Here is a 14698-nt window from a genome sequence, read left to right as displayed (position 1 = left end):
CCCTACTGCTATGAAAGCACTGTGTACTGGCCTTGCCCTGCTGCTGTCGGGCTGCCTTGCGTTGGCTCAAAACCCTGAAACCTCATCTAACCGTAATAACCAGAAGGCAGATGGTTACAAGGGCATCTGGTTTACGCTGGGGCAGTTCTCGGAGTATGGCGATAAGTATTCCGGCGGACTGGGCACCTATACGGCCAAGCATATTCCCCTGGCTATCTATGCGTCCAAGGTCAACAAAACCTTCTTTGTGTACGGAGGTACTACCGGCCCCGACGACAAATACCTGCTCTGCATGATCGGCAGCTACGACCACGCCACGGGTAGTGTATCGAAGCCTACCGTTGTATACGATAAGAAAGGGGTGGAAGACCCGCACGATAATCCCAGCCTGGCAATGGACGACGCGGGCTACCTGTGGGTATTTGTAAGTGGCCGTAATACAAGTCGTCCCGGCTTTAAGTACCGCAGCCGGCAGCCTTACAGCATTGACGGATTTGAGCAGATCACTGAAGAGATCATGACGTATCCCCAGCCCAAGTACATCGCAGGCAAGGGCTTCCTTAACCTCTTTACCAAGTACACGGGCGTTCGGGAGTTGTACTTCGAAACCAGCCCCGACGGTACCACCTGGACGGAAGATCAGAAACTGGTGGGAATGAAACGCGCCGAGGATCAAAACGGCGGACACTACCAGATCAGCGGTCAGCACGGTGAGAAGGTAGTTTTCTTCTTCAACTGGCACCCCAACGGCAACGTTGACCAACGCACCAACATCTACTACCTACAGACTACTGATATGGGCAAGACCTGGACTACCGTAGACGGTAAGCCGGTAGCCATTCCGGTCACGGACGTAGCCTCCCCAGTACTAGTCAAAGAGTTTTTCAGCCAGGGGCTCAACGTGTACATTAAGGATGTCAACTTCGATGAGAAGGGTAACCCCATCGCGCTGTACCTGTCCGGCCCCGGCCACCAGCCTGGCCCCAAGAACGGCCTGCGGCAGTGGGCGGTGATCCACTGGAATGGCTCTGAGTGGGAAAATTATCCTATCACCACCTCCGATCACAACTACGATACGGGTAGCCTTTTTGTGAAGGAAAACGAATGGATGGTAGTAGCCCCTACCGAGAATACGCCTCAACCCTGGGGGAGCGGTGGCGAGGTAGTGATGTGGAAGAGTACCGACAAAGGTCGGACCTGGACCCGCAGCCGCCAACTCACCCAAAACAGCCCCCGCAACCACAACTACATCCGGAAGGTAGTCAACGGTCAGGATCCCTTCTACTACTTCTGGGCTGATGGTGACCCGGGTAAGTTCAGCCAGTCCCAACTGTACTACGGTGATAGTAAGGGAAATGTATGGAAGCTACCCTATACCATGAGTAAAGAGTGGGAGAAGCCCGAAAAGATGAAGTAGGGGCATAACGAAAAGTTAACTTGGCTGCTGTACCCTGAATCGTTTTCTTTACATTTTCGAATATTTATCTATTCCTGACCCTAACGCTGGTAAAGCATGAAAAAGAGTATCCTTATTTTATTATTGTGTGCCCTTGTGATGCAAAACGCCCTTGCCCAGGCTAACACACCTATGGTGGTAGCTACTTACAACCTCCGGTATGATACGCCTAATGATGGTGTTAACGCCTGGCCTAAGCGCAAGGAGAGCGTAAAGGCCCTGATCCGGTTCCATGACTTTGATCTGTTTGGTACGCAGGAGGCCCTCCGCCACCAGTTGGACGGCGTAGCCGAAATGTCGGAGTTTGTCTATCTGGGCAAAGGCCGCGACGACGGCAAACAGGGTGGTGAGCATTCCGCTATATTCTACAAGAAAGATCGCTTCAAAGTACTGGAGTCAGGCGACTTCTGGCTGAGCGAAACGCCGGATGTACCCGGTAAAGGCTGGGATGCTACCTGCTGTAACCGTATCTGTACCTGGGCTAAGTTTCAGGATCTGGTTACCAAAAAGCAGTTCTACTTCTTCAACGTCCACTTCGACCACCAGGGCGTTAAGGCCCGCCAGGAATCAGGTAAGCTGATGGTGAAGAAAATCAAAGAAATTGCCAAAAATGCGCCCACTATCTGCACGGGTGACTTCAATTCTACACCCGAAACCGAGCAAATCCAAGCTATGGAAACCATCCTGCGCGATACCTATAAAGTGTCCGCTCAGCCTCCGTACGGTCCCGAAGGTACTTTCAATGCCTTCAAGTTTGACGCTCCCATGGACAAGCGTATCGATTACATATTCGTAAGCAACCAATTTAATGTCCTAAAATACGGTGTACTAACCGATGCCAAGGAGCAGCGCTACCCGTCAGACCACCAACCGGTAGTAGCCAAGGTAGTCCTGAAATAGCCGTTAGGGATTAGCTAATTAGTTATTAGCTGGAAGTGTTATAAGTACTAATAAGATTAACAGCAAAGAGCACGCCCGGATCGAGCGTGCTCTTTGCTGTTAAAGAAGTATTATATAAGGCTACTGGAGTATGTTTGACTTTCTTACCTGATACGCCTTTACTCCCTGCTGATTAATACCAAAGAGTAGCTTATCTCCTACTGGGAGTATACTGCGTACATCACCGGTCAGCCGGAAGCCCGACTCTAACTGCGGAATGTAGGTAAACTGGCCTTTGCCGTTGCCTTTGAGTAGTACACCGTGGTTAGCATCGAACTTGCCCAGGCGCAGACGTCCCTGGCTGATGTTACCACCCAGCAGCAGGTCTTTCCGCCCATCCTGATCATAATCCAAAGTTGTAATGGCAAATACAGGTGATAGCTGTACCTCAAGCGGAAGCTCCGCCAGTTGGTACTTGCCACCGGCTGTACTCATGAAACAGGCCGACTTCAGATAGTTAGCCTGCATATGCAGAGCGTCCTGCAGTTCACTCTGTGAGAACAGATCGTCCAGCGTCACATCGGCGTAGCTCTTATAGTCCGGGTAACGCCCCCCCATGCCACTGATCTGACCAACCAGTTCATCCCGGGTGATATACGGATAGTTTTTGCCCTGAACATAGAAGCTCAGGATAGGGTCTATCTTTCCATTTTTGTCAAAGTCCTTGGCGTATAGCGAAGCAGGCTCCTGATCACTGGCTCGTACCTGCGAGTTGAGTCCCTGATTACCTACTACCAGGTCGGCTTTGCCATCTCCGTTCAGATCCTCTACGAGCAGCGAGTTCCACCAGCCACTGTACGATTTGTCGAAGTAATCAGTGGTCTTGTCGGCCAGCTTGCCGCCGCTGTTGATGAGTACCGTCACGGGCATCCATTCACCCACCAGTACCAGGTCCGGCTTACGGTCACCGTTCAGGTCGGTAGCAGCCGCGTCGGTTACCATACCGATCTTCTGCAGCTGAGGAGCCAGGTTAGCCGTCATATCGCGGAAATTGCCTTTACCGTCATTCACCAGCAGATAGCTGCGAGGTACAGTAGGATACTGACCGGGTACTACCCGCCCGCCTACTACTACATCGGGCTTGCCATCTCCGGAGAAATCTCCCACCGTGACAGCTCCAGTGCTGGTCAGCATAGCGGGCAGGGCACCAGCACTAAGGGTATACCCACCTTTACCATCGTTAAGGTACAGGCGGTCCTGCAGGCGCTGGTCTTCCGGCTCATAGTCAGCGTAGCCACCATTGCCTACATATAGGTCAGGGGCTCCGTCGCCATTGGCATCCAGGAAAGTCGCATCGGTAGCGTGCTGTTGCTGATCCGCATCAAAGGCAGACGTAGACTTCTGGGTAAAACTTCCTCCCTTCTGCTGTATAAACAGAGCGTTGGCTTTGCCCTTACCTCCTCCTACAAACAGGTCCTCCAGACCATCACCATTCACATCAGCCTTGGCCAATACCGGCCCGGCGAATGAAACAGGATTGACCAGCAGGGGCTGCCGGTAGAAATCATTGACAGGCAGGGTCGCATCGGTGTAGCTGATAGGAGCCTTTACTTCCTGGAAGAGAGCCGGGCCAGTATTCGCACGGCGGTAAGGTTGAGTAGCATCCTTCTCTGATAGCGTCAGCATCTGATCCGCCTTTACATTGGGCAGGAGTTGCTGCTTTCCATTGGGCCATACGACCCGGAGTGAATCAATCACTGCTACTTCACCCAATCCAAAATGAAGGACAGGTGAAACATTAGACTGGTAGCCGCGGGTAGGCATTTGCTCCAGGTACTGCTGATTGCCCTGACTATACAGGGTTACCTGAGCACCTATTCCATAAGTGTTGGCACCACTTCCCTGGGTTTTTACTTTCAGGTAGTGATGCTTGAGCTGCTTATCAGCCTGATTTTCGTAGATAAAGGCGGCCGCATTGACGTTGTTAACCACCAGATCCAGGTCCCCATCTCTATCCAGATCGGTGTAGGCCGCGCCATTGCTGTTAGAGGCCTTATCAAGCCCCCACTGCCGGGTTACGTTCTTGAATGTAAGGTCGCGTCCATTTTGGTAAGCGTAGTTGGTCAGGTTGGAGGAAGGAATCTGGTACACCAGCTCCAGTATATCACGCCGCTGGATGCCTCCCTGCTTATTCTGAATATAATCGCTCATGTACTTCAGGAAGTCCATGTTGGTATAGTCGCGAAGGTAGCCATTGGTAATGTACAGGTCTTTCCAGCCGTTGTTGTCAAAGTCAGCAAAGAGGGGTGCCCAACTCCAGTCTGTATTCGAGACTCCTGCCAGCTGACCTACTTCCCGAAAAGAGCCATTGCCATCATTGATGTGCAACATATTGCGCATGTACTGGTGGTTGAAGCCCAGCCGGAGGTTCAGATCAAACTTCTCGTAGTTGTCCGGAGCCATCAGGAGTTTCTGGCGGCGGTTTTCCTCAGGTAGCATGTCGAGTGTCATGATATCTGGACGGGCATCATTATTGATATCGGCAACATCATTTCCCATCGAGAAGTGGGAAGTGTGCCCCATGCTGGTCTTTACCTGATCACTGAAAGTACCGTTGCGGTTGTTGATGTAGAGGTAGTCAGGTATGGTGTAGTCGTTGGAGACGTACACATCGAGCCATCCATCGCTGTTGATGTCGGCAATACCCGCTCCCAGACCATACGAAAGGGCCGAACCCTGTATACCCGCCGCACGCGTTACATCCTTGAACTTCATATTGTCGTTGCGGAAAAGCCGCACCCCATGGTTAGGATCGTCCTGACGCAGCATTTCGGCCGTGCCCATTTCGTTCAGGATCGGCAGCGACTTGGGGTTGTGGTTGAGCAGGAACATATCCAGGTCCCCGTCCTTGTCATAGTCAAAAAAAGAAGCCTGTGTACTGGTACCTTCACTGCCGAGGCCATACTGCTCAGCCTGCTCCGCAAACTGAGGTACTCCCTGTGGGTTAGGTCCCTGATTAATGAATAACTGGTTCTTTCGCTTTTCAGGCGGGTAGTTGCCGGAGTAGCAAACATAAATATCCAGTTGCCCGTCGCCATTGACATCGGCCATGGTCACACCGGTTTTCCAGCCTTCTTCGCGGCCTGCCACACCGGCCGCAGCCGTCACATCCTCAAACTGCATCTTGCCTTTATTCAGGTACAGTTTGTTAGGTACCATATTACCGGTAAAGTACACATCATCCAGCCCATCACCATTCAAATCTCCCACAGCGACACCACCACCATTGTAGAAGTACTCATACATAAGTACATTAGTATTAAGGCCCTCGCTCAGGTTATTACTAAAATCAACGTGGGTCTTTTCGGCGGGTAGTAATACAAACAGAGGATCTCCGGTATCAGCGGCGGTATCACCCTCCGATGAGGATGACCGTTGGCAAGCAAATAAGCCTCCCGCTGCTACAATCAGCAACAAAATCCTGTGGAGGCCAGACTTGATCAAGTTCATAGAGATAGTTAAAGGGTATACTTTCAGGAGGCGAAATAACAAAAAAAGAAACTATGCCGGTAAGAATTTTACCAGCATAGTTTCTAACGTAGTACTATAACCTATTATTGGTTAGTTCGTTACATATCCCGGATTCTGCGTCAGATTTGCGTTACGGTTCATTTCATCACGATGGATAGGCAGGAAGTACAGTTTATCGGCCCAGCTACGGTTTTCCTTACCCGGATCTATTTCAAATACACTATAAGTGTAATCATAGCTGGTAGGATCGTATTTGTATAGACTTACTGTCTTACCTGGCTTCAGCGTACCCGTGACATTAATACCATTGGCTTTGCGTCCCAGTGTAGAAGGAGCGATCATCCAGCGGCGAACATCGTGGTAGCGTTGCTCCTCATAGGCCATCTCAATACGCTTTTCCTGTCTGAATTGCTCCACCAGTGCCTGGCCAGATGCAGTTATAGCAGGCATACCGGCACGGAAACGTATCTTGTTGAGCCAGGTACGAGCTTCTTCTTCCAGACCTAGTGCTATACAAGCTTCGGCGTAGTTGAAGATAGCCTCAGTATAGCGTAGGATCGGCCAGGGCACCTCCTGCCAGGTATTCTGATCTACAACCGCTGGGTTTGGATCGATAAACTTACGAACATAGTAACCCGTGTAGCTACCGTTCCAGTCTTCAATAGGGCTCTTACGGGTATCCAGACCAAAATGAGGTACCTTCTCTCCGGCTGCATTTATCACCTGGTAAGTTCCGGTCTGAATCTGTCCGAGGGGGTCACGAGGTGAGTTGGCCGCACTACGAGGCTTCCACTGAGCTCCATCGTACAGTATCGAAGCGTAGAAACGAGGGTCACGATTCTGGTAAGGCATGCTAGCGTGCGCAGGATTGCTCCAGCTGAACTCTGTACCATCCATCATCTCGTAATCATCGATCAGCAACTGTACCGGCGTGTTACCAGCCCAGTTGTTGTATCCGTTAGGTCCGTTAAACAGACCCTGACGACCACCGTCTTCCTGCTTGGCATTGATAAAGTATCTGCCCAGGATCAGGTCTCTCTGGCCTCCATTTCTGGAAAGCGAGATGTTCATGTAGTTAGCAATACCTTCTTCTTTGCTAACAGGAGCAGTCAGATTGGTCATGAAGCCGTAGCTGGCCAGATCCAGTACTGCCTTAGACGCATCCTTCGCCTTCTGCCAGCGCTCAGTACGGCTGCCGCTTATGTAGCCTAGTAGCTCAGGCTTTGCGAAGTTAGCGATAACGTCCGACTTAGCTTTAGCGGTAGGAATGTCATGCAGATCACTAGCGGCGTAGGTCAAGATTCTTGACTTAAGAGCCAAAGCGGCTGCCTCAGTTGCACGACCTGCTGCCATGTTTCTTCCTTTCAGAAGTGCAGCTGCATCATCCAGATCTTTTACGATGAAATCAACTGTCTCAGCCCAGGTATTGCGAGTCGCATTGTAATCAGCTTCTCCCAATTCGTAAGGACGATCGATAAGAGGTACTCCACCGTAATAGCGTGCCAGCTGGTGGTAGTAGTACGCCCGCAGGAACTTGGTCTCGCCTCTCAAACGATCGGCCAGAGCAGGGTTGTTGAACTTAGGCTCCTCCAGATTTTTCAGGGCCAGGTTAGTGGCTCTGATACGCTGGTACATATTCTGCCAGGCGATGGTGTTGTTAACCCAACCAATATCAGCGGGGTTAGAACGTCCTTCGGTGATAGTAGTGATACCACGACCCGGGTGAGTAAAGATAGCCTCGTCGGTCAGTGAGGCCAGCATCTGCTCATTAAAGCCCCCTAAACCAAATCCTGCGTATATTTCTGAAACGAAGGCCTCAGTCAAAGCAGCATCAGTCCATACAGCAGATTCAGATAATTCACTAAGAGGCTGGGTGTTCAAAAAGTCGTCGTTACAGCTGGTATTGACCACCAGGGCTGCGACAAACGCTAGGGATATAACTTTTAATTTATTCATCTCTTTTTCAGTTTACACAAAATTAGAACGTTGCTGTCAGACCCACGTTAAGTACCTTTTGCTGCGGGTAGTAGTAGCCGGTTGAGTTATCTGACTCAGGATCAAATACCTTGAACTTATCGATTGTCAGAAGGTTCAAACCATTGAAGTATAGTCTTACATGGCTCAGACCTGCCTTGCTAACCAGATTCGCAGGAACCGTATAACCTACTTCGAGGTTTTTCAGACGAATGTAGTCTGAGCTTCTCAACCAGTAGGTATTACCGTTTGAATAGTACTGATCGCTACGGTTGGCAATGCGAGGATGTTCGCTGCTAGGATTATCAATAGTCCAGCGGTTTTCATAAATATCCAGCAGGTAGTTACCAATGTTTCCAGACTCGCCCGCGCTTACATATTGCTTGGCTCCGGCTGCTCCCTGGAACAGGATAGTTAAATCGAAGTACTTGTATTGAGCTCCCATATTGATACCACCCTGGAACAAAGGAATGCTGGTATTATTCAGACGAACACGGTCATCAGGTGTAATTTTACCATCTCCGTTGTAGTCCTCATACTTCATATCACCAGGACGCAGTGTCTTAACGATAGCACTATAATCAATAGTATTCGCATCTATCTCAGCCTGGTCCTTAAATACACCGGCATAGTTGTATACTACATAAGTATTCATAGGCTTACCGGTAGAACGCTGCCACTCAGGAGCTCCAGGAGCCTCATCCCAAAACAGGATTTTATTTTGAGCATATCCACCATTTACGCTGAAGTTGTACTTGAGGTCTCCAACCTGGCTACGGTAGCCTACGTTGAATTCCCAACCACGGTTAGCTACTTCTCCAATGTTCTGGGCAGGTAGTGTCAGACCTGTGCTTTGAGGTACAGAGGCATTTTTGTAGTAAAGGATGTTGGTACGCTTGTTATAGAACACATCCGTTTCGAAAAACAATTTGCCATTGAACAACTGACCTTCCAGACCCAGGTTAGTATTTGTAGCTACCTCCCAGGTAATGCTGTTGTTAGGTATACGCGCTTCAAACAGAGTCTTTGTCTCAGTATTGTTCAGTATGTAGCTACGGAAACCGTACGTTGACAGGTACTGATAGGTAGCGAGGTCAGTTGTATTTGGCAGATATACCTGGTCATTACCCAGCTGTCCGATTGATCCACGTACTTTCAGGAAGTTAACCGCAGGTACTGAATTTTTCCAGAAATCCTCCTCCGAAATTACCCAACCCAACATAATACCTGGGAAGAAACCATAGCGAGTAGCCTGAGGGAACATATCCGAACCATCGAAGCGCCATAGGAATTCAGCCAGGTACTTCTCTTTGTAGTTGTATCCTACGCGACCGAAGTAGTTAAGACGAGAGCCATTTTCAAAAGCTCCACCTCCGTTATTTCTCTCCAGGTCTCCTCCGGCAAACATTTGATCAAGAGCAGTAGAGATAAAGTAGCGGCGGTAAGCATTGAAGTTATCGCCTTCAACTGTTTCACGGTTAGTACCGGCCAGTAACGTCAGGTTGTGGTTACCGATTGTTTTATCATACGAGAATATACCTCCTAACAGGATGTTGAGCGTGTTGATGTTCTCAAGTCTTAGTCTAGGATCAGCAGGTCCACGTACACTGGCAACCAGCTTAGGTGTAACGCCATCGGCTTCGAAGCCGCTTCCACGCTGGTACAGAGTCCAGGGAGTCTCCCAACGCTTAAGGTTACGAGCCATGTTATCAACAGCAGCTGTTCCGGTAAATTTCAGACCTTCAACACCTGGTATTTTGATTTCAAGTGATCCGTTGGTCTGAACGTAGTTACGTGTATCACGATCGTATCCACTCAGGTTAGTAGTGATAACCACGGGGTTTTCACCGTTCTCGATATCAGGACCGGGACGGCCATCTGGCCAGTAAGCAGGCTCTTGTGGCTTACCACGCATCAGCATACGGAAGATAGTACCGGCACCCTTTGTAGGATACCTTCTGGCTTCCTGGCGACCTACTATACCCAGGTTCACTTTTACGTACTTATTGATATTAGCATCCAGGTTGATACGAAGGTCATACTGCTTATAACCAGTTGCTGAGTTGATGTAGTAGGCATCCTGATTCTGATATCCTAATGAAGCCAGGTACTTAACGTTCTCTGTACCTCCATTCAGCTGTACGTTGTGACGTACCTGCGGAGAGTTTCTTTTCAGAGTTGCTCCAAACCAGTCAGTGTTAGGGTGTCCCCACGGATCTGAACCATCACGGTACAGAGCCAGGTCTTCAGGTGAGAAAGGCGCGTTACGAACAGTACCATTAGGACGTGTAAATGAACCGGTAGTCTTGTATGCTTCGTTGGCAGCGGCCCACTCTGACACAGGTAATTCATAGATGTTCAGATCATTGAGCATGCTGGTGTACTGAGCAGCATCGGCAACTTCAGGTACACGGGTTGGGTTAGCCCATCCCTGGTTCAGAGAGTAAGACAGCTCAGGCTTACCAGTTTTACCACGCTTGGTAGTAATAAGGATAACTCCGTTAGCAGCCCGTGATCCGTAGATAGCAGCCGCGGCATCTTTCAGAATAGAAACACTTTCGATATCGTTAGGATTCAGACGATCCAGACCACCGGCCCGGTTAGGAATACCATCGATTACAATTAGCGCACTGTTGTTTCCCAGGGTATTGGAACCACGAATCCGGATGTTAGAACCATCATAACCCGGCTCACCTGAACGGTTAACGGCCGTAACACCAGGCAGACGACCCGCCAGTGAGTTAGAAAGGTTCACAGCAGGTGACTTTACCAGGTCATCGCCCTGTACGGATACTACCGAACCCGTTACAGTTTCTTTCTTTTGTACACCGTAACCTACTACCACCACTTCACTCAGTGATTTTACGTCGGTAGTCATGGTTATATTAACAGTACTACGATTGTTAACGGGTACTTCCTGCGAAAGATAACCGATGTAAGACAACACAAGGGTAGCGTTACTGTTAGGTACATTAAGGGTAAAGTTACCATCCGAATCAGTAACGGTACCGGTAGTTGTGGATTTTACAACCACACTCACACCTGGCAAGCCCATTCCTTGTTCGTCAGTGATTTTACCTTTTACAGGAACGCTCTGAGCGAAGGCTCCGATTACGGAAGCCATCATGAGATACAGCACAAATAGACACCTTCCGACTTTGAGGCCTGTCCATGGCGTAGAAATTTTCATAGATGATTGATTAGATTTTGTAAAATGTAACTAGCTGATAGAAAATAAAGTAAGCCACAAAAGAGATGTCCCTCCTGCTCTTACCCAACGTTTGCCTCTTCCGAGGAGGCTGAAAGCCAAATGATTGGATCAGGCAGATACTTAGGTTCTGCTTTTCCTTTTAGTTACTGAAGAGGTACTGGTTGAATTGTGTTATCTGTCATTCAGGTTATTAAAACTATTTTATTGGTTACTGGATTTAAAAAACTCATTCAGGTTCGAAAACTACCTACTAATTTAAAAACATTTAATTAATTCATACTAATTATTAAAAAAGTTACAAAAACTTTTATTCATAGCTTATTCTGCCTTTGCCTTCCTGATTATGTACTTTTTACAGCCAGCTATTCATCAGAAGAAGGTTGTCTGGATTTTAACCACAAAAAATCTCAAATAAATTTAATTACTAAAGGCTGCTGCTTCTGCTTATCTACTTCTTGCTGGTTTCTGCCAAATCTGCCGACTTAGCGACCTCACCCGCTTTCAGAAACTCTGCTACCGCAGCCTCAGTAAGCCCATTCACAATAACCAGGTCAGGACGTGCCTTCCGCAGGTCGGCGATGCCGCTATCGGTTACCTGCGACTGCCACACGTAAATGCTCTTCAGCCCTTTCAGACCGGCCAAAGCTTTCAGTCCGCTATCCGTTACTTTAGTACCTATCAGGTTCAGATACTCCAGATACTGCATGTCTTTCAGCTTAGCCAGACCGGCATCGGTGACGGCCGTGTGCTCCAGATGCAGCTTATTAAGGTTTTTGAGCTTGGCTACTTCGCTCAGAGCGGCGTCTGACACTTTCGTATTTCCCAGCTTCAGCCATACGATCTGCTCAGCCAGCGGCGTAAGCATGGCTGCCTGTGCATCAGCGAAGGCGGGCGCATTGACCGCACTTATCTCTACCAGATGCTGATCCTGTGCCAGGGGCATCACCAGCAGGTTAGTCTTCTTGAGAGAAGCCACGGCTCCGGCATCCGGCGCAGGTACTTGCAGACTTAGTACGGGTGACTGGCTAGGCTCAGCTGAAGCGACCGCTGTTCCCGTTCCTCCCGTAGTCAAAGAGGCAAGGGCAGGCTTGAGGGCATCAGTTACCTGCAGGTCGGCGACTTTCTTATCAGTAGGCGCTCCCTGATCGATCCACCAGGATAGGAGGGCGATCTGCTGCTCGGTCAGCTGAGTCTTACCTTTGGGAGGCATATGGTTATCATCCTCCAGGGGCAGCAGACAACGCTTTAGCATTTCACTATCGGTGCTTTTTCCAACTACCAGGGCAGGTCCGTTTTCTCCACCTTTCAGGAGTCGGTCAAAGCTATCCATCCGCAGGTCACCTTTCTGCTTTGTAGCACTGTGACATTGCACACAACGGGTATTCAGGATGGGCTGTACTATATCCTTATATACTATAGCCTGATTAACGTCAGCGATAGGCTTGATCTCCGTCACCTGCTCCGTTCGGGGTGCCATGCCGGCCAGTGAGCGAAATGGTTCGGGTGTGTATTGGGTCAGATAGCCGTCGCCGTGGGTGAGTGAGCCACCGTGATGACCAGCTACCATCGTCAGCGCCGAGCCTATGAGCAAAGCAGGCATATAAAAAAGAGGAGCCATGGGTATGCGCTCACCCAGCAGATCTGATTTAACTGCCCAGGCTATCCAGGCCAGTACAGCTACTCCTATTCCCTGCCACATATGCACGTCGAGGAGTTCCTGCTCGTAACCACCTCCCTGAGATAGCAGATAACCGGCTATACAAGCCAAAGTGGCTCCAATAGCCGACCAGAATAAAATGAATGTAATAGTAGAATCGCTGACGCCTACTTTGCCCATACGCCTTCCGATTTCGAGCAGGGCTGCTACCAACAGAAAGCCAATGGGAAGGTGTACCAACACGGGATGGAAACGCCCAAAGAAGAGAGCCCAGTCTGATGCCTGAAGGAGGATTATGGAAAGCATAACTTCTATATAATTACAAACAAGTTTGTATTATAAGCCATAGTGACTGGATACTCTACTTATACTTTATAAAGTAGAGTACAATTTTACGACAAAAAAGTACCAGTGACTTTTCTAGAATTGACTACTTATGACTGGATTTTGACCAATTTTTTAAAGACATAGTATTATTTAGGCAAAATCAAGCCAGAACAGGCTTCACTACCTTGCCTGCCGTGTCAGTGAGGCGGAAGTTGCGCCCCTGGAATGGGTAGGTGAATTTTTCGTGGTCAAAGCCCATTAGATGAAGAATAGTAGCCTGTAAGTCATGTACATGTACCTTGTCCTTGACACCGTAGTAGCCCAGCTCGTCGGTTTCGCCAAAGCTGAATCCTTTTTTAACGCCCCCGCCCGCCATCCACATGGTGAAGGCTTCGAGGTGGTGGTCACGTCCCATGAAGGGCAGAACTTGCCCATCGCGGTTTTCCTGCATGGGGGTACGGCCAAACTCACCGCCCCATACGACCAGCGTTTCGTCCAGCAGGCCGCGCATCTTGAGGTCCTGGAGCAACGCTGTTACGGCCTGGTCCGATTGCTTACATTTCTGATGCAACCCTACGTCAATGGCGCCGTCGGCACTGGTACCATGGGTATCCCAACCCCAGTCAAATAGTTGTACAAAGCGCACTCCGCTTTCGACGAGCTTACGCGCCAGCAGGCAGTTCATGGCAAAGGAGCCCTCGCCGGGTTTGACGCCGTACATATCTAATAGATAAGAAGGCTCTTTGGATACATCCATCACCTCCGGCACCGACATCTGCATCCGGAAAGCCATTTCGTACTGGCTGATGCGGGTCAGGATTTCGGGGTCCTGTACTTCTTCGTAGGTCTGACGGTTGATCTCATTAATGGCCTCGATGGTCTGCTTGCGAATATCCCGGTTCATACCGCTGGGGTCTGACACGTACAGAACCGGATCACCACCGGTTCGGCACTGCACCCCCTGGTATACTGTGGGCAGGAAGCCACTCCCCCACACGCTCTTGCCGGCGTCGGGTTGCTTGCCACCGGAGGCCAGTACTATGAAACCCGGCAGATTTTGATTTTCGGAGCCCAGTCCATATACCGCCCACGATCCCAGGCTGGGGCGCCCCAGGCGGGCACTACCCGTATGCATGAGCAGCTGCGCGGGAGCGTGGTTGAACTGGTCGGTATGCATGGCCTTGAGGAAGGTGACCTCATCAGCTACTGTCTGCAGGTAGGGCAGGTAGTCGGACACCAGGGCCCCGGACTGACCGCACTGACGGAACTGCCCCTGCGGACCGAGCATCTTGGGTACTCCCTGGATAAAGGCAAACTTCTTTCCTTCCAGAAACTCGGCCGGGCAGTCTACCCCGTGGTACTTTACCAGCTCGGGCTTATAGTCGAAGAGCTCCAGCTGCGAAGGTGCCCCGGCCATGTGTATGTAAATAACCCGCTTGGCTTTGGGGGCAAACTGGGGGATGCGGGCGGCCATGGGATCAGTAGGAACCTGACCCGAGGCAGTACCTCCGGAGCTACAACTACCCACCAGCGAGCCCAGACCAAGAGCACCCAGCCCAAATCCGCAGGATTGCAGAAAGTGCCGGCGCGTCTGTCGGGCCAGGTGCGTATGCTGAAGTTCTTGAAGCAGCTTTTCCATGGTCTATTCTGCTGGTACTTTCTT

Annotated in this window: 7 protein-coding genes; 2 read left to right on the top strand and 5 right to left on the bottom strand. The window is 49.9% G+C overall.

Annotation, left to right across the window (positions count from 1 at the left end; genetic code table 11):
- Positions 1 to 10 precede the first annotated feature (10 nt).
- Both JUB14_RS04015 and JUB14_RS04010 read left to right on the top strand, forming a co-directional pair.
- Entirely contained in the window at positions 11 to 1417 is a 1407-nt protein-coding gene (locus JUB14_RS04015; protein WP_207504473.1) for a BNR-4 repeat-containing protein, read from the top strand.
- 96 nt (positions 1418 to 1513) lie between these two features.
- Positions 1514 to 2356, top strand: a complete 843-nt coding sequence (locus tag JUB14_RS04010; RefSeq protein ID WP_207504472.1) for an endonuclease/exonuclease/phosphatase family protein — start codon at positions 1514 to 1516, stop codon at positions 2354 to 2356.
- Between the two features lie 120 nt (positions 2357 to 2476).
- Here JUB14_RS04010 and JUB14_RS04005 read toward each other — a convergent pair whose 3' ends face one another.
- The 5 genes from JUB14_RS04005 to JUB14_RS03985 form a co-directional block, all read right to left on the bottom strand.
- Positions 2477 to 5845: a VCBS repeat-containing protein gene (locus JUB14_RS04005; RefSeq protein WP_207504471.1), complete on the bottom strand. Its 3369-nt coding sequence runs from the start codon at positions 5843 to 5845 to the stop codon at positions 2477 to 2479.
- A gap of 111 nt (positions 5846 to 5956) precedes the next feature.
- Positions 5957 to 7822, bottom strand: coding sequence for a RagB/SusD family nutrient uptake outer membrane protein (locus JUB14_RS04000; RefSeq protein WP_207504470.1), 1866 nt, complete (start codon positions 7820 to 7822; stop codon positions 5957 to 5959).
- A 22-nt stretch (positions 7823 to 7844) separates the two neighbouring features.
- On the bottom strand, positions 7845 to 11030 hold the full coding sequence (locus JUB14_RS03995; RefSeq protein WP_207504469.1) for a SusC/RagA family TonB-linked outer membrane protein: 3186 nt from the start codon (positions 11028 to 11030) through the stop codon (positions 7845 to 7847).
- A 469-nt stretch (positions 11031 to 11499) separates the two neighbouring features.
- Positions 11500 to 13014 carry a c-type cytochrome domain-containing protein gene (locus JUB14_RS03990; RefSeq protein WP_207504468.1) on the bottom strand — a complete coding sequence of 505 codons (1515 nt, stop codon included), beginning with the start codon at positions 13012 to 13014 and terminating at the stop codon, positions 11500 to 11502.
- A gap of 181 nt (positions 13015 to 13195) precedes the next feature.
- A complete protein-coding gene (locus tag JUB14_RS03985) occupies positions 13196 to 14674 on the bottom strand; it encodes a DUF1501 domain-containing protein (RefSeq protein ID WP_207504467.1) in 1479 nt (492 codons plus the stop codon).
- Between the last annotated feature and the right edge of the window lie 24 nt (positions 14675 to 14698).

It is taken from the genome of Telluribacter humicola (assembly GCF_017355935.1).
GTDB lineage: Bacteria > Bacteroidota > Bacteroidia > Cytophagales > Spirosomataceae > Telluribacter > Telluribacter humicola.
The sequence above is the reverse complement of the archived record's forward strand: the minus strand, read 5'-3'. Positions and strand labels throughout refer to the sequence as shown.